Raw genomic sequence first — 18,701 nt, 5'->3', positions numbered from 1 at the left:
TGACAATGATTAATGCAAACTGGTTTTTGTCTGGTAAGTGCCTGACAAGGATTAATGCAGCAGGTTTTAGTTGGACAAATGTCTGACAATGATTAATGCAAACTGGTTTTTGTCTGGTAAGTGCCTGACAAAGATTAATGCAGCAGGTTTTTTAACTGGAGTAATAAAATGTCTACCGAACAAACCCGGAACGAGCACGATACGGCTGAGCATAAGCAATTGAATTCTCGCCTGCAGGAATGTCCTATCGCGATTGTTGGTATGGCTTCTGTTTTCGCAGAAAGTAAAAATCTTTCTCAATTTTGGGATAACATTGTTGAGTCTGTGAACGGTATACAAGAGGTGCCGGAAGATCGTTGGGCGGTTGATGATTATTACAGTGCAGATAAAAAAGCTGCTGATAAAACCTATTGTAAACGTGGCGGCTTTTTACCGGAAATAGATTTTGACCCGATGGAATTTGGCCTTCCGCCAAATATACTGGAGCTGACCGATATTACCCAGTTGATGTCGCTGGTGGTGGCGCGTGATGTGCTTAGTGATGCAGGTATTGCAGATGAAAGCAGTTATGATCGCGACAAAATAGGTATTACCCTGGGCGTTGGTGGCGGGCAGAAACAGATTGGCCCGTTAACTTCCCGTCTGCAGGGACCGGTGTTGGATAAAGTATTAAAAGCATCGGGGATCGGGGCTGCCGATCGCGATATGATTATTGATAAATTTAAAAAAGCCTATATTCCATGGGAAGAGAATTCCTTTCCCGGTATGCTGGGTAATGTGATTGCCGGACGTATTGCCAACCGCTTTAATTTTGGCGGGACGAACTGTGTAGTGGATGCTGCCTGTGCCGGCTCGCTGGCGGCGATTAAAATGGCGGTATCTGATCTGCTTGAGTATCGCTCCGAGATGATGATTTCGGGTGGCGTGTGCTGTGATAACTCGCCTTTTATGTATATGTCCTTCTCAAAAACCCCGGCCTTTACAGATGGTGAAAATATTCGTCCTTTTGACGAAAACTCCAACGGTATGATGATTGGCGAAGGTGTTGCAATGATCGCCATGAAACGTCTGCAAGATGCCGAACGGGACGGTGATAAAATCTATTCTGTTATTAAAGGGATCGGCAGTTCATCGGATGGTCGTTTCAAATCAATTTACGCACCTCGTCCATCGGGACAGGTTAAAGCGCTGAAGCGTGCCTATCAAGACGCAGGGTTTGATCCGTTAACCTGCGGTCTGGTTGAAGCGCATGGTACCGGCACCAAGGCGGGGGATGCTGCGGAGTTTTCCGGATTAACAACCTTGTTCAGTGAAAATAATGAGCAGAAACAGCATATCGCATTAGGTTCGGTTAAATCTCAAGTTGGTCATACTAAGGCGGCGGCGGGTACTGCGGGCTTGATTAAAATAGCATTGGCACTGCACCATAAAGTACTTCCCCCGACGATTAACGTGGAGCAGCCCAATAAAAACCTGGATATTGAAAATACGCCATTGTATATCAACAGTGAAACACGTCCCTGGATGCCGCGTGCTGATGGCATTAAGCGCCGGGCAGGCGTGAGTTCCTTTGGTTTTGGCGGTACCAATTTTCATATCGTATTAGAAGAATATAAAAGTAAGCAAACGGGTCGCTACCGTTTAAATGAAGTTCCGCAAACCATTTTGATCAGTGCACCTGATAAGCTCGCCTTAATAGAAAGTTTGTCTGCCTGGAGTGCTAAACTGGCGGTAGCAACAGAGCTTAAACCTTATGCTTTTAACGCCTTAGTGACTGAAAACCCGTTATTAACGCCCGATACAGAGTCTGCACGCTGTGCTTTTGTGGCTAAAAATGCACAGCAGGCACAGCAGGCGATTGAGCAGATCTTAAAACAATTTTCTGTGGATGATTCATCGGCTTGGAGCATCGCAAGCGGTATTTTTTACCGTCAATCAGGTCTGCAGACGGAGGGAAAAATCGTTGCTTTATTTTCCGGTCAGGGTTCTCAGTATCTTAATATGGGCGCTGATTTAAGCTGTAACTTCCCGTCGATGTTAGAAACGAATGCCTTGATGGACAGAGAGTTTAGTGACCATGGTTTACAGCCGCTCTCGGCAGTGACTTACCCAGTTCCCGTATTCAATGCAGAAAAACGTCGGATTCAGGATGAAACCTTACGCTTAACCCAATACGCACAACCTGCGATTGGTGCTTTCAGTGCCGGTTTATATAAAACTTTCCAGCAGGCCGGTTTTAAAGCCGATTTTGCCGCGGGCCATAGTTTTGGTGAATTAACTGCATTATGGGCGGCGGGAGTCGTTTCTGATCAGGATTATATGCTGCTTGCGCGCAGCCGTGGGCAGGCAATGGCTGCGCCGGACGATACAGATTTTGATGCCGGTACAATGATCGCTGTTGTCGGAGAGCCTGCTGAGATAGCCAAAGATATTGCTGCTATTGATAATATTTCTATTGCAAATTATAACGCTAATAATCAGGTTGTGGTTGCCGGCGAGACAAGTCAGGTGTTAAGCGCTTTCGAACAGCTTCAGGAAAAAGGGTATAAAGTTGTGCGTCTGCCTGTTTCGGCTGCTTTTCATACTGAGCTGGTAAGCCATGCGCAAAAACCCTTTGCCGATGTGATTGACAGTGTAGAATTTAAATCTCCTGCCATACCTGTTTTCTCAAACGGCACTGCCGCTGCACACGCAGAAGACCCGAATCTGATAAAAAGCAGTCTGAAAAAACATATTTTAGAATCGGTTTATTTTAACCAGGAAATTGAGAATCTCTATAAAGCTGGTGGACGTATCTTTATCGAGTTTGGCCCTAAAAATGTGTTAACCCGTTTAGTGGATAATATTCTTCAGGACAAGTCCGATGTCATCACCATCGCGATTAATGCCAATCCTAAAAAATCAGCCGATTTACAATTGCGTTTAGCCGCAGTGGAGATGGCGGTATTAGGTGTCCAGCTTGATGAAATCGATCCCTATAACGCTTTGCCGCGTCCGACCACTGCGGTTAAAAAATCCCCATTGGCAATGAAGTTAACCGGTGCTGCCTATGTCAGTGACAAAACCAAAAAAGCCTTTCAGGATGCTCTTAATGACGGCCGGACAATCAGTGCTCAGCAAGCGCAACCTAATAACAATATGATTGTTAAAGAGGTACCTGTTGAAAAAGAGGTGATCGTAGAAAAAATTGTCGAGAAGGTTGTTTATCTTAATGCGGATGGTACGTCTTTCGAGAATCCTGCTGTCGGCAGTGTGGCAGCACAAAATGCGGTTGTGAATAATGCCGATCTGGTGAAATCGATTGAACAAAGTGTGGGGCAATTTGTAGAGCATCAGGCACAACTGCTAAGCGTACATGAAGAGTATATGCAGGGACCTAAAGAATATGCAAAAACCTTTCAGTCTGTCCTCGCATCTCAGGCCGGTAAGGCGGAATTGCCTGAAAGTTTAGATAAAACCTTAGCAATGTATCATGACTTTCAGAGTGAAACCCTGCGCGTTCATGAGTCTTATTTGAATAACCAAAGTGAAAACATGCAGCAGATACTGGCGGCGGTGAGCACTGGTGCAGAAATTTCAAAAAGCACAGTAACAACGGCTGGCAATTATACACAAGCAGTTGATGCTGCTGCCCAAGCCGCGGTGACGACTACAACTGTTCAACCAGCGACACCCGTATCCGATATTGTCAGCGCAGAAACAGCTGAGAGATCAGTTGATTTAACCGTTATCCAGACCGTGATGTTGGATGTGGTAGCAGATAAAACCGGCTATCCGGTAGAGATGCTCGAGCTGGGCATGGATATGGAAGCGGATTTGGGTATTGACTCTATTAAGCGGGTGGAAATACTTGGTGCGGTTCAGGATCAACTTGATGATTTACCGGAATTGAATCCGGAAGATCTTGCCGAACTGCGCACCCTCGCTGAAATCGTCATTTATATGCAGGGTAAAGCACCTGCGACAACGGCTGAGACAATTGCAGTGTCTACAGAAGGTTCTGCAACAGCAGCGTTAGATTTAAGTCAGATCCAGACCGTGATGCTGGACGTGGTAGCAGATAAAACCGGTTATCCGGCAGAGATGCTCGAGCTGGGCATGGATATGGAAGCCGATTTAGGCATAGATTCCATTAAACGGGTGGAGATTCTTGGTGCGGTGCAGGATCAACTAGCAGATTTACCGGAATTAAATCCGGAAGATCTTGCTGAACTGCGCACCCTTGCTGAAATCGTCATTTATATGCAGGGTAAAGCACCTGCGGCAACGGCTGAGACAGTTTCAGTGCCTGTAGTGGCCTCAGCAGCAGCGTTAGACTTAAGTCAGATCCAGACCGTGATGCTGGACGTGGTAGCAGATAAAACCGGTTATCCGGCAGAGATGCTCGAGCTGGGCATGGATATGGAAGCCGATTTAGGTATTGACTCCATTAAACGGGTGGAGATTCTTGGTGCGGTGCAGGATCAACTAGCAGATTTACCGGAATTAAATCCGGAAGATCTGGCCGAGCTGCGCACATTGGCTGAAATCGTCACTTATATGCAGGGCAAAGCACCCGCGGTCGCTGCTGATGTTGTAGCGCCTGCAGAAGCCGCTGCGCCGACAGCAACCTTAGACCTAAGCCGGATCCAGGCAGTGATGCTGGCTGTGGTCGCAGATAAAACCGGCTATCCGGTGGAGATGCTCGAGCTGGGCATGGATATGGAAGCCGATTTGGGCATAGATTCCATTAAACGGGTGGAGATTCTTGGTGCGGTGCAGGATCAACTAGCAGATTTACCGGAATTAAATCCGGAAGATCTTGCTGAACTGCGCACCCTTGCTGAAATCGTCACTTATATGCAGGGGAAAGCACCTGCGGCAACAGCTGAGACAGTTGCAGTGCCTGCAGGAGATTCTGCAACAGCAGCGTTAGATTTAAACCAGATCCAGGCGTTGATGCTGGCTGTGGTAGCAGATAAAACCGGTTATCCGGTGGAGATGCTCGAGCCGGGCATGGATATGGAAGCCGATTTGGGCATTGATTCTATTAAGCGGGTAGAGATTCTTGGTGCAGTGCAGGATCAACTAGCGGATTTACCGGAATTAAATCCGGAGGATCTTGCCGAACTGCGCACCCTCGCTGAAATCATTACTTATATGCAGGGTAAAGCACCTGCGGCATCTGTAGACGTTGTACTGCCCGCTGCGACGGTTGAAGAGTCTGCAGCAGTTTCTGCGGCACTCGCGTCAGATTCAAGCCAGATCCAGGCGGTGATGCTGGCTGTGGTGGCAGATAAAACCGGTTATCCGGTGGAGATGCTCGAGCCGGGCATGGATATGGAAGCTGATTTGGGCATTGATTCTATTAAGCGAGTGGAGATTCTTGGTGCGGTGCAGGATCAACTAGCTGATTTACCGGAATTAAATCCGGAAGATCTTGCTGAGCTGCGCACTTTGGCTGAAATCGTTACTTACATGCAGGGCAAGGCACCCGCGGCATCTGCTGCAGACTCTGCACCAGCAGCGTTAGACTTAAGCCAGATCCAGACCGTGATGCTGGACGTGGTGGCAGATAAAACCGGTTATCCGGTAGAGATGCTCGAGCCGGGCATGGATATGGAAGCGGATTTGGGCATTGATTCTATTAAGCGGGTGGAGATTCTTGGTGCGGTGCAGGATCAGCTTGAAGATTTGCCGGAATTAAACCCGGAAGAGCTTGCCGAACTGCGCACCCTTGCTGAAATTGTTACCTATATGAGCGGACAATTTAGACAGGATCAAAGCTCTGAAGCCTTGCCGAAGAATCAGACAGCAGAATTTGAAAAACCTGCCGATTTTGAACCTGCGCCAAGCTCAACCGTGGGGGTGCAGCATCTCAATGGCGTTGAAAAAATGGAAGCTAATGTTAATGGTGAAAACCTGTTATTAGTCGATGATGGTCAAGGTTGTGGTGTGCGTCTGGCTGATAAATTAAGCCAGTTAGGCTGGTCGGTAACGGTTATTCAACCAAGCTGGGTGAAGGTTAATTCAGACAAACCTTTTAATGAGAAGGTGAACGTTTTTGCTCTGAATGAAGCTGATGAGCATGAGCTAATCACGATTATAGCCACGCAGTCACTCTGGAGCAGTGTGGTTTATTTACATCCTGATACCGAGATAAGCGGGATTGAATACCCGCAGGAAAGTAAGCAGGGGTTAATATTAGCATTTTTGCTGGCTAAACTTTCCGGTCTGGCAGGTAATAAAAACAATAATGAAACCCGGTCATCTTTTCTGGTGTTAACCCGACAAGGCGGCGCTTTTGGCGCCGATAATAACGAACATAAATCGGACCTTGTGCAAACCGGATTGAGTGGTTTGGTCAAAACGCTTTCCCATGAATGGCCTTCGGTATTCTGCCGGGCTGTTGATGTGGCGAGCAAGTTTTGTGCAGATAAAGTCGCCAATATTGTTGTTGATGAACTTAATGATAAAAGCTTTAATCCTGTCGAAGTCGGTTTTAACAGTAATGGCCGTTTAACCTTAGTTGCTGAAAAAACGGATAGTTATAACCTTCAGCCGGGTAACACTATTGATCAGGATTCAGTATTCCTGGTCAGTGGTGGTGCCAAAGGGGTTACTGCGCAGTGTGTTATCCGTTTGGCCAAACAGTATAAATGCAAGTTTATTTTATTAGGCCGCTCTGATTATCAGGAAAGCGAACCCGATTGGGCTGCGGGCATTGAAGAACTGGATGATTTGAAAAAAGCAGCAATGCAGGCTTTGATTACACAGGGTGAGAAACCAACACCTGTATCGGTGGCTGCCTTTATTCGTCCGGTTTTAGCCAACCGGGAAATCAAACAAACACTAGAGGCTGTTCATGCAGTCGGGGGAATTGCTGAATATATCAGCGTCGATGTCACTGCTCCCGATAGTTTGTTTTCTGCCGTTAGTCCGATTACTGACCTCTGGGGAGAGGTGAGCGGTATTATTCATGGCGCAGGGGTGTTAGCCGATAAATTTATTGAGCAGAAAACGTTGGCGGAATTGTCCGCAGTTTACACTACCAAGATCGATGGGCTGTTATCTCTGTTAGCTTGTTGCCAGCAGGATAAACTTCAACACCTTGTGCTGTTCTCCTCTGCAGCAGGGTTCTACGGCAACCCGGGGCAGTCTGATTATGCCATGGCTAATGAGATTTTAAATAAAACGGCTTATCGTTTTAAGGGCTTATATCCTCACACGCAGGTGCTTAGCTTTAACTGGGGACCTTGGGATGGCGGCATGGTAACACCCGAACTCAAACGTATGTTTGATCAGCGCGGCGTTTACATTATTCCTATGGCTGCGGGCGCTGAATTGTTATTAAATGAACTGGCGGCGGATTCAAATCGCTGCCCGCAAATTCTGGTGGGCAACGATATGTCCGGTCAAATAGCAGCGGAAAACAATGCCGCGCAGGCCAGTTTTAAAAAGCCATTAGTTAGTCGACTGGTAAAAAAAGTGTTAGCGGCTGACAATCCTTTTCTGGCAGATCACCAGATAGGTCAACATCAGGTACTGCCGACTGTCTGTGCGATTGCCTGGATGGTGGAAGCCGTTAAAAATAGCTACCCTGATTTTGTTTATCTGGGGCTGGAAAACTACCAGCTATTTAAAGGTATTGTCTTTGATGGTAATCAGGCCGACGATTATATTATCGAGATGGCTGCGCTTGATACCGAAGGTGAAAATTTACGCGTTAACGTTAAAATAGCCAGCGAAAAAACGGATGGCAGCCTGCTATTTCATTACCAGGCGACGTTATTATGGGCGAAAGAAAATCAGTCTGCACCTTTGCATTATGGCGAGCTTCCTGGCTTGGTGTTAGGTAAACAGGCGAATGCTGCTGCACTTTATAAAGATGGTACCTTATTTCACGGCAGTAGTCTGCAGGGGATACAGGCCCTGCTGCATTGTGATTCACAGGGGTTGTTATTAAGTTGTTTGATTGCCGGTTCGGTACAAAGAAAACAGGGTGAATTTAATCTGCAGGAAAACAATATCTTCGCCAATGATCTTGTCTATCAGGCGTTATTGATTTGGGTTCGCCAACAATTGGGCTTGGGCAGTTTGCCAAGCAGTACTTTATCCTGGACAGTTTATTCTGAAGTTAAGCTGGATCGCGCCTTTTACCTGCAGCTGACTATTTCTGAACAAGCGGCCAATAAAGTCGTGGCCGATATCAAGCTGATCGACCGCAATAAGCAGATCATGGCAGAAATATCGGGCGTCGAAGTAAATACCAGTGCCAGTTTAAATCATTTATTTCACGGGCATGCTAAATAAATGCCCGACTTGAAGCGTAAAGGCAATCAAGCATTTTATAACCTGAACAGCAGGTTGTCCATTATTGGCTTAGACGCGCAGTTTGATGGCTTGTCTAATATTGACAGAGTCGAGGCTGCTTTATATAAAGGAGGCCTGCACCTGCGTGAACGGCAGGATAAAGATACTCGGCTTGAGCAAAGCGAATATGTGAGCCTATGTTTATCTTCAGCGGATCGTGTGCTAACAGCCAACAAACTTGCGAGGAAGCTGGTGGCTGTTATTCACATTAAAGATGCCGGTGGGGTGCTTCACACTGACGGTTTGGATTATTTCAGTGTTACCCGTGTAGCGGACCTGGGCGCTGCACTTAAACTAGCTGAACAGTTAATCACGGAATTTAATATTGCGGTACTATTGGTTGCTGCTAAGAGCGACTCTGCGCGGGACGCAATACAAGATAAAGCCAGTATCAGTTTTGCCGATGATTTTAACGGCTACGGCAATAATAACGGGGTTGTTAGTTTATTATTATCCAGCAGAGAATTTGCCGCTGCACAGGGCTGTTATACCTATTCTTATCTGCATGCTGCTGCGAGCTCTGATAACTGCGGACAGCCCTCAAAGGTGATTAAACAGGCTTTGCAATCTGCAGGCGTAACTGCAGAGATGATCAACAGTGTGGAAGTTTCCGCGCTGGCAGAGTCTCAACTTAGTGAATTGGAAAGTGCCGCGCTATTTGCCGGTTATGCAGATGTGCCGGCGTTGAATACCGCGATCAGCTGTTGTAAAAGTGTACTGGGTGAAAACGGTTCGCTTTCGCAGTTGCTCGGGTTGCTGAATTGTGTTTTTGTCCTGCAGCAGCGTTACCGGGCTGCTATTAAAGACTGGACATCTCCTGCAAGTGAGCAGGTACAGGCCTGGTCTGAGTCGGCTTTTTATTTTCTTAACCACGCAGCAGCGGATTTTCCTAAAGCCGATGGTGCATCACGCTATGCCACTTTTAGCTGTTTATCGGCAGATCACTATACGCATATAGTTCTGCAGGAAAATAATGATCAGTTAGTACACAGTAATGGTTTTAACGCCAGCTCAGACCTGACTCTATTTGTTTTAGCTGATAATGATCAAGCCGGGCTGTTACAAAAACTGCACTGTTTATCTGCTGATTTACACACAAGCAGTTTTAAAAGTTTGGCCAAACAATGTTTTCAACTCTTTTCGCAGCAGAAAAATAAACAGTTCAAAATTGTTCTGTTAGCTGAGACATGCGAGCTATTAAATAAAGAGATAAAGCTGGCAATAAGCGGCATTGACAACGCTTTCGCCGGGCAAACAGATTGGAAAACACCAAAAGGCAGCTATTTTACTGCCAGGCCGATGGCCGCCAAAAACAATGTTGCTTTTTTATATCCCGGTATCGGCGCAACTTACGTTGGTTTAGGGCAGGATCTGTTTCATCTGTTTCCTGAAATATACCCGGATGTTTTGGCCATGGCTGATAATATCGGCGCTTCCCTGAAAAATGAGTTAATGCATCCCCGTTCAGTCACTTCATTGAGTTACAAAGCGTTACAGGAATTAGACCTGAATCTGCGCAAAGATTTGGCGAATATTGCTGAATGCGGGGTAGGTTTTGCCTGCGTTTTTAGCAAAATATTTACCCAGGTATTTAATATTAATGCAGATTTTTCAGCAGGGTACAGCATGGGGGAGGTGAGTATGTTCGCCGCGTTGGGCTGCTGGAAAAATCCTGGTTTGATGAGTGAACGTTTAGCTAATTCAACTACTTTCAGGCAGCGCCTTTCCGGGGAACTCACTGCGTTACGTGAGCAGTGGAATCTGCCCGATGGCAACGATAGTTGTCAGCCAATTTGGGAAACCTACACGATAAAAGGCAAAGCCAGCGACGTTACTCAGGCAATCGAACAGGGGGAGCGTGTCTATATTACCATCATAAATACGCCGGACAGTTTAACCATCGGTGGTTATCCGCAAGATTGTTTGCGGGTGATAAAACGTCTGGGTGTGACTGCCATAGCGTTGAACATGCCTAATGCAATTCACAGTGAGCCCGCTTATACAGAATATCAGAATATGATAGCGCTCTATAGCATGGATGTCAGTGAGCGGATCCACACTAAAATCTATTCCAGTTCATGTTATCTGCCTGTCCCACAACATAAACATGCTATCGCCGTAAGCATTGCCAAGTGTTTGTGCGAACCTGTTGATTTCCCGCGTCTGATTAATACATTAGCGGCTCAGGGGGCAGCGGTGTTTATTGAAATGGGCGCCGGACGCTCCCTGTGCAGTTGGACTGACAAAATTTTAAAAAGCTCAGTATTCACAGAAAACGATTTGCAGCCTGATTTTTTAACTGTCCCGGTGAATAGCAAAGGGGCAGATCCGCAGCTTACCTTTGCACGTGCAGTTGCAAAATTAGTCAGTTTCGGTGTTGATATTAATTTAAAGAGCTTTTTCGACGGTACTATTATTCAGCCCGTACAAGCCGTTAAGTAAAGGAATAATTTATGGAAAACATTGCCGTTGTTGGTATCGCGAATCTATTTCCCGGATCGAAAACACCACAAGGTTTCTGGCAGCAGTTATTAAAAAAACAGGATAACCGCAGTCAAATTACAGCCGCAGAGTTGGGATGTGAGCCGTCCAAATACTTCGGCCGAAAAGGTGAGGCTGACAAATTTTACTGCATGTATGGCGGTTACATCCGCGATTTCGAATTTGATCCCGCGCCGTTTATCTCTCCAAGCCTGGATAAAAGCTACCTTAACCAGTTAGACGATCTTAATAAATGGGGATTATATGTCACTCAGCAAGCCTTAACCGATGCCGGTTACTGGGGCAGTGAAAAACTGCAAAATTGCGGGCTGATATTAGGCAATTTATCTTTTCCCACAAAAACATCAAACCATCTTTTTTTACCGCTCTATGGCCATGTGGTTGAACAAGCATTACAACAGCTAACCGGCAGCAGTGTGCAGCTGGCTAATTTCACTAAAGCGCAAACAGTCCAGCCGGATAATGCCCTGATTGCCGGTTTCCCATCGGCTTTATTAGCTACGGCGGCAGGATTGGGCGGCGGCACATTTTCCCTGGACGCTGCCTGCGCATCATCCTGTTACAGCGTTAAATTAGCCTGTGATTATCTGCATACGGGCAAGTCCGATATGATGCTTGCCGGCGCGGTTTCTGCCGCCGATCCGCTCTTTGTTAATATGGGCTTTTCTATTTTCCAGGCTTTTCCGGGCAATGATTGTCACGCGCCTCTGGACAAAAACTCTCAGGGGTTATTCGCAGCAGAGGGTGCCGGCATGATGGTATTAAAACGCCATAAAGATGCATTACGTGACGGTGATAAAATTCATGCGATCATCAAAGGCGGTGCCTTGTCTAATGATGGTAAAGGTGAGTTCGTTTTAAGTCCGAACAGTAAAGGGCAGGTACTGGCTTATCAGCGTGCTTATCAGGATGCGCAGGTCAATCCTGCAGATGTGGATTATATTGAATGCCATGCGACGGGCACCCCTAAAGGGGATAAAGTCGAATTAAGTTCAATGGAAACTTTTTTCAGTGCTTATCAGAGCAAACCTTTATTGGGCTCGGCGAAATCTAATCTTGGCCATCTGTTGACCGCTGCTGGTATGCCGGGAATGACCAAAGCGATTTGGGCATTAAATGAAGGCAAAATTCCGGCTACTATCAGTTTAAAAGATCCAATCAGCTCCAAAAACGGCTATTTCGCCTCTGCGCAGATGCCCACAGAAACCCTTGATTGGCCATCTGATAGCGGTAAAACTCGCACTGCCGGGGTGAGTGTCTTCGGTTTTGGCGGCAGTAATGCCCATCTTGTTTTACAACCGGGAAATACTCCTTATACAGACGACAATAAAACGGCAAAAGCAGCAGAGCCGCTGGCAATTATCGGCATGGACTGTATTTTTGGCGGAGTGGCTAATTTAAGCGACTTTGATACGCTATTACAAACAGATGCAGACACATTTCGTGAAATCCCGGTAAACCGCTGGAAAGGCATGGATCAAAGCCAAAGCATTAAAGACACTTTATTATTAAATAAAGCGCCGAAAGGCGGTTATATCGAAAACTTCGATATTGATTTTTTACGTTTTAAAGTGCCGCCCAATAAACAGGACTGCCTTATTCCGCAGCAGTTATTAATGATGAAAGTTGCCGATAATGCGGCAAAAGATGCGCAGTTAATGCCCGGAACGAATGTCGCGGTGTTGGTGGCGATGGGAGTCGAGCTGGATCTGCATCAATATCGTGGCCGGGTGAATTTAACTACTCAAATTGAGCAGGGTTTGCAAGAGCAGGGCATTGAGTTATCTACCGAGCAGCAGGCCATGCTGGCAAATATCGCCAAAGAGAGCATCGCATCAGCCGCGCAGTTGAATCAATATACCAGTTTTATCGGTAATATTATGGCGTCGCGTATTTCAGCACTATGGGATTTTTCCGGTCCCGCTTTTACCGTATCCAGTGAAGAAAACTCCGTATACCGCTGTGTGGAAATAGCGGAAAACCTGTTTCAAACTTCCAGTGTTGAAGCGGTTATTATAGCCGGCGTTGATCTGGCCGGCTCCCTTGAAAATATCAGCTTGCGCCAACGCTATGGTCGTGTTTCTGAAGATGCAACAAACAGACCCAACCTACTAGATTCCCAACAATGGTTAGTTGGCGAGGGGGCGGGCGCATTTGTGGTTAAACCAGGTTCGGCTGCCGATCCTAACCAGGTTTATGCAAGCATAGATGCGTGCAGTTTTGCACCGGGAAGTGATCACCTGGCAATACAAACAGCTGCGCATAAGGCTTGCCAGGCGGCTGGGCTGACTACTCAACAAATCAATAATATTGAAGCTTTTGCCAGTGGCTTTATAAATGATAATCAAGCAGAAAAAGCCGCCTTTAATAATCTCTACCCCAATACAACAATAGACAGTGTGAAACGTCAGGTCGGGCATCTTTTTAATGCCTCCGGTATGGCGAGCATTATCAAAACGGCTTTACTGTTAAACAAAGATAAAGCTGGCGTTTATACCGCGATCAACGGCTTAGGAAAAGATCTTTGTTGTGCCCATCTGATTTTGTCATCAACCAATGATACGCGTCGTAAGACCTTATCAGACACCGAAAATAAAGCATCGTTGGTTAAGACCATCACCCTGGGAGGAGAGAATATTCAAGAGTCTATTCTCAAACAGAGTAACAATCCGCTATTTGCCAACATCAAAGAAAAAATAGGTACTAAACCCTTAACTTCTATTAACAATCCTGTTTGCCTTTCATCTTTGCAGATAACAGCAGAATTAGCAGCAGTTAACGGTGCAACGGCTACAAGCAGACCACCATTTTCGGAAATACCGACCTCGATAGAGCAGGCTGGAGTAAAAGTGAACAGCAAAACCAGTAAAGAAATCTTTCAACAGACAAAAACGCATCAGGCATTTATTCGTTCACGTTATGCTGCACAACAGCAGATAGCCAAATTAATCACGCTGCAGGCAGAGCTCGCCCGCGGTTTACCTGTTGCAGGTGGAATTAAACCAGACGCAACGGATGAACTGCGGGAAGAGCAAAAGTTACAGACTGTGAAAATCATGCAGCCCGGCAGTAGACAATCCTCAGCAGTACAGCCAACGGGTTTTCAAATACAAGGGGCGCCGGGCTATGCTTATCCACCTCTGCAGTTAGTTGAGCGTTATAACAAAGCGCAGAAAATTGTTTTTAGCAATGCCGATCTGGTGGAATTTGCTGAAGGTAAGATTGCTAACGTTTTCGGCAGTGATTATAAGATTATTGATAGTTATGCCCGCCGCGTGCGTTTGCCAACCACGGATTATCTGTTAGTGACCCGGGTGACGGATTTAGATGCGACCACCAATGAGTATAAAAAATCCTATATGGCAACGGAATACGATATTCCCATAGATGCTCCCTTTTTAATTGACGGGCAAATTCCATGGTCGGTGTCGGTAGAATCGGGACAGTGTGATTTAATGCTTATCTCCTATATTGGTATCGATTTTCAAAACAAGGGAGAGCGGGTTTACCGTCTGTTGGATTGTGAATTAACTTTCCTGGAAGAGATGGCCTTTGGCGGTGAAACATTACGTTATGAAATTTACGTCGACTCTTTCGCCAAAAATGGTGAACAGCTGCTGTTTTTCTTCCATTACGACTGTTTTGTCGGTGATAAAAAAGTCTTAATTATGCGTAACGGCTGCGCCGGATTTTTTACTGACGAAGAGTTAGCCGAAGGTAAAGGGGTCATCCATAACGATAAAGATAAAGCACAGCTTGCTGCGGCGAAAAAGTCTTATTTCCAGCCATTGATCAGCAATAACCGTACTCAATACGGGTATAACGATATGATCAAACTGGTAAACGGAGATATTATGGGCTGCTTCGGCCCGCAATACGATCAGCAGGGGCGTAACCCCTCTTTGAAATTCTCATCGGAAAAATTTCTGATGATTGAACGTATTACCAGAATAGATCCGCGGGGAGGGCATTGGGGCTTAGGCATATTAGAGGGCGAAAAAGATTTGCACCCTGACCACTGGTATTTTCCTTGTCATTTTAAAGATGATCAGGTTATGGCGGGATCATTAATGTCTGAGGGATGCGGGCAGATGGCGATGTTCTTTATGCTTTGGTTAGGTATGAATAGCAATGTAAATAATGCTCGTTTCCAGCCCATGCCGGGTGAGGCGCAGACGGTACGCTGTCGAGGTCAGGTACTGCCGCAAATAAATACTTTGACTTATCGCATGGAGGTCATCGAAATGGGCATGTTGCCGCGCCCGTTTATCAAAGCGAATATCGATATTATTCTCGATGGCAAAGTCGTTGTTGATTTTAAAAATCTCTGCGTAGAGATTAAAGAGCAGGACAGCAGTTCTCCTTATCCCGTGAGCCTGCCGGAAAATGTAAAACAAAAACAGGCAATACTGCCACAGATACCTTCACCTGCGGTTGCTGGCACTAAAGTCGATCCGGTGAGCCTTTCCGTTGATTTGGCTCTGAGACGTTTGGAAAGTCATGTTGCTAAAGCGGAAGCTAACAGGGTTAAGAAAATCGGCAATGAGATTATTGTTGATGAACGCGGCATAAATCCTTTTAAAGATGTCCAGCGTCCGCTAATGCGTGTTGAATCCGATTTCAGCGCCCATCGCGAAAAAGGAGTAGTACCGATCAAACATTTTGAGGCTCCTTTTGTTGCAGGACAAAATCGCGTGCCTGATCAGGCGCCGTTTACCCCCTGGCATCTGTTTGAGTTTGCCACCGGCGATATAACAAAATGTTTTGGTCCTGATTTTGCTGTTTATAAAGGGCGTATTCCACCACGCACGCCCTGCGGTGATTTACAGGTCGTGACCCGGGTAGTTGAAGTAAAGGGCCAACGCTTAGATTTTAAAAATCCGGCCAGCTGTATTGCGGAATATTATGTGCCCGAAGATGCATGGTATTTCACTAAGAACAGCCATCAAAACTGGATGCCTTATTCACTGATCATGGAAATTGCATTACAACCTAACGGTTTTATTTCCGGTCATATGGGCACAACCCTTAAATATCCGCAAAAAGATCTCTTTTTCCGTAACCTGGACGGCAGTGGCACCCTGCTCAGGCAGATAGACCTGCGTGGTAAAACCATTGTTAATAAATCGGTTTTATTAACGACCAGTATCGCTGGTGGCGCAATTATTCAAAGCTTTACTTTTGAACTTCTTGTTGAGGGAGAAACTTTTTATCAGGGTAACGCAGTATTTGGTTATTTCAGTCGTGAGTCATTAACCAATCAACTGGGTATCGATAACGGCAAGGTCACTTCGGCCTGGTTTGCAGATAATCAAACGCCGGCCGAACAAATTGAAACATTTGACCTGTCCGATAAGCAGTTGCTTTTCTTCAGTGCACCGGTCGGCAAACCGCATTACCGTTTAGCGGGCGGGCAGATGAACTTTGTCGACAGCGTAGCAATTGTTGAGGGCGGTGGTAAAGCTAATATTGCCTACATCTACGGTGAACGCACGATCGATGCCGGTGATTGGTTCTTCCGTTACCATTTTCATCAAGATCCTGTTATGCCGGGCTCTTTGGGGGTTGAAGCGATCATCGAACTGTTACAAACTTATGCATTGAAAAATGATTTAGGTGCAGGATTTAGCAACCCCCGATTTATCGCACCAACCACGAATGTTATTTGGAAGTACCGCGGGCAGATTACACCGCTTAACAAACAGATGAGTTTGGATGTGCATATCACCGATATTGTCCGCGAACCCGGAGAAGTACGTTTAGTAGGGGATGCTAATTTATCTAAAGATGGCCTGCGCATTTATGAAGTGAAAAATATCGTATTGAGTATTATTGAAGCGTAGCTAAAAGAGGGTTTCCACTATGCTGTTCACTGGAAACCCGGCAAGCATAATATGAATTTAATTTTTAGACAAAAAAGCAGATTAACCTGCTTTGTTTAGGGTACAAATATGTCAGTTTTGAGTTTTACCAGACACAATCCAATCAACTGGGGATGGCAAGTTGATCCGGCAGCAGTAAACAGTGATCCCAAGATAGTAAAAAATTACTTAATGGATCTGCAGCAACCCCTTTATCTTGCCCAAAATGGTGCCGGAGTGGGTATTAGCCAAAAAGTTAGTGCGGCTGGTCATGAACGGGTATTAGCTTTTGCTCAGGCGCTTAATCCGGAAGATTTAGGCGATCCTGATTTTAAACAAAGCTATGGGGTAAAATATGCCTATCATGGCGGTGCAATGGCCAACGGCATTGCCTCGGTTGAATTAGTTGTAGCACTCGGGAAAGCGGGATTTTTATGTTCCTTTGGCGCTGCTGGTCTAATCCCTGAGGTGATTGAAAGTTCTATCAAACGAATTCAAAGCGAATTACCAAATGGCCCCTTTGCGGTGAACCTGATTCATGCGCCCAGTGAAGAAGCATTAGAGCGTGGTGCTGTTGAGTCTTTCTTAAAACTGGGGGTTAAAGTGGTGGAAGCGTCAGCTTATCTGGCTTTGACTGAGCATATTGTCCGCTATCGTTTGGCCGGTTTATCTGAAAATGCGGACGGCACTGTGCACATTGCAAATAAAGTTATTGCCAAGGTATCCCGTACTGAAGTGGCACGCCGTTTTATGGAGCCTGCACCACAAAAGCTGGTTGAGAAGCTGCTCGCTCAGGGCAAGGTTACCCCGTTGCAGGCAGAGCTCTCCAAACGCGTTCCCATGGCTGATGATATTACAGCTGAAGCCGATTCCGGTGGCCACACCGATAACCGTCCCTTTTTAACCTTATTACCTTCAATTATCGCTTTACGCGATGAAATACAGACAAAATATCAATTTTCGCCTGCCATGCGTGTTGGCGCGGGTGGGGGGATTGGAACGCCGCAAGCAGCATTAGCCGCTTTTAATATGGGCGCAGCTTATATTGTCTTGGGCAGCGTCAACCAGGCATGTATTGAAGCAGGCGCTTCGGAGCATACGCGTAAATTACTTGCCGGTGTGGAAATGGCTGATGTCACTATGGCACCCGCGGCAGATATGTTTGAAATGGGGGTTAAACTGCAGGTGGTAAAGCGTGGCTCTATGTTTGCCATGCGTGCGAATAAACTTTATGAACTGTATATGGCTTACGATTCTATTGAAGCGATTCCCGCAGCAGAACGAGAAAAAATCGAGAAACAGATTTTTAGACAAAACTTAGACAGCGTCTGGACAGATACTGTCGAATTTTTCCATGCCCGTGATCCAGACATGTTAGCTCGCGCTCAAACTAACCCTAAACGCAAAATGGCATTGATTTTCCGTTGGTATTTAGGGCTCTCTTCACGCTGGTCGAATATCGGTGAAGCAGGACGTGAAATGGATTATCAAATCTGGTCAGGTCCAAGTTTAGGGGCGTTTAACAGCTGGGTGAAGGGCACTTATTTAGAGGATTACCGGCAACGTAAAGCGGTTGATGTAGCCTTGCATCTGTTAAAAGGTGCAGCTTATCTGCAGCGTATTAACCAGCTTAAACTGCAGGGGGTTAAGTTAGAGCAAAGTTTGTCAGATTATCATGCAGGTTAACAATCTTTTGAAGCTCACCCAGCTAAAGCAAGGTGATGCTTGTCGTCAACGGTTTAGGCATTGCAACATTAAGTTGCGTTAGTCTTCTAAAACCTCTTACAAGCGTTTAACGTGTCGGCACTACCTGCCGCCACGAATTTTTAAGCAAGTAGTCTTAGCCCTTCATTGTGAATATTAATAGCCGCATTATGATCGCGATCATGCGCGGCCCCGCATTCACAGTTCCAATTTCTGATTGCCAGAGACCATGCACCAGAATATAGCGAACCACATTCATTACACATTTTACTCGATGGAAAC

At 46.0% G+C, this 18,701-nt stretch carries 5 protein-coding genes; 4 read left to right on the top strand and 1 reads right to left on the bottom strand.

What is annotated here, in order from left to right; genetic code table 11:
- Nucleotides 1-168: 168 nt before the first annotated feature.
- The 4 genes from ABZA00_RS10160 (at nt 169) to ABZA00_RS10145 (ending at nt 18,401) form a co-directional block, all read left to right on the top strand.
- The gene (locus ABZA00_RS10160) at nt 169-8,292 is read left to right on the top strand and encodes an SDR family NAD(P)-dependent oxidoreductase (RefSeq protein ID WP_372882054.1); all 8,124 of its coding nucleotides are present in this window, start codon (nt 169-171) and stop codon (nt 8,290-8,292) included.
- Nucleotides 8,293-10,794 (top strand): PfaB family protein, encoded by a 2,502-nt coding sequence (locus tag ABZA00_RS10155; RefSeq protein WP_372882053.1) that lies wholly within the window; start codon nt 8,293-8,295, stop codon nt 10,792-10,794.
- Between the two features lie 11 nt (nt 10,795-10,805).
- Nucleotides 10,806-16,697 (top strand): beta-ketoacyl synthase N-terminal-like domain-containing protein, encoded by a 5,892-nt coding sequence (locus tag ABZA00_RS10150; RefSeq protein ID WP_372882052.1) that lies wholly within the window; start codon nt 10,806-10,808, stop codon nt 16,695-16,697.
- Nucleotides 16,698-16,805: 108 nt separating this feature from the next.
- A complete protein-coding gene (locus ABZA00_RS10145; protein WP_372882051.1) occupies nt 16,806-18,401 on the top strand; it encodes a PfaD family polyunsaturated fatty acid/polyketide biosynthesis protein in 1,596 nt (531 codons plus the stop codon).
- A gap of 140 nt (nt 18,402-18,541) precedes the next feature.
- On the opposite strand, the gene ABZA00_RS10140 is transcribed toward ABZA00_RS10145, so the two are convergent.
- Nucleotides 18,542-18,685 carry a zinc ribbon domain-containing protein gene (locus tag ABZA00_RS10140; RefSeq protein WP_372882055.1) on the bottom strand — a complete coding sequence of 48 codons (144 nt, stop codon included), beginning with the start codon at nt 18,683-18,685 and terminating at the stop codon, nt 18,542-18,544.
- Nucleotides 18,686-18,701 lie beyond the last annotated feature (16 nt).

Origin of the sequence: Psychromonas sp., from assembly GCF_041586535.1 — a bacterium.
Lineage (GTDB): Bacteria > Pseudomonadota > Gammaproteobacteria > Enterobacterales > Psychromonadaceae > Psychromonas.
This window is presented reverse-complemented; position numbering and strand designations above follow the sequence as displayed.

What these genes read in the sequence shown, in the direction of transcription:
- ABZA00_RS10155 (WP_372882053.1), top strand. Translation starts at nt 8,293, where the DNA reads ATGCCCGACTTGAAGCGTAAAGGCAATCAAGCATTTTATAACCTGAAC.
- ABZA00_RS10160 (WP_372882054.1), top strand. Translation starts at nt 169, where the DNA reads ATGTCTACCGAACAAACCCGGAACGAGCACGATACGGCTGAGCATAAG.
- ABZA00_RS10140 (WP_372882055.1), bottom strand. Translation starts at nt 18,685, where the DNA reads ATGTGTAATGAATGTGGTTCGCTATATTCTGGTGCATGGTCTCTGGCA.
- ABZA00_RS10150 (WP_372882052.1), top strand. Translation starts at nt 10,806, where the DNA reads ATGGAAAACATTGCCGTTGTTGGTATCGCGAATCTATTTCCCGGATCG.
- ABZA00_RS10145 (WP_372882051.1), top strand. Translation starts at nt 16,806, where the DNA reads ATGTCAGTTTTGAGTTTTACCAGACACAATCCAATCAACTGGGGATGG.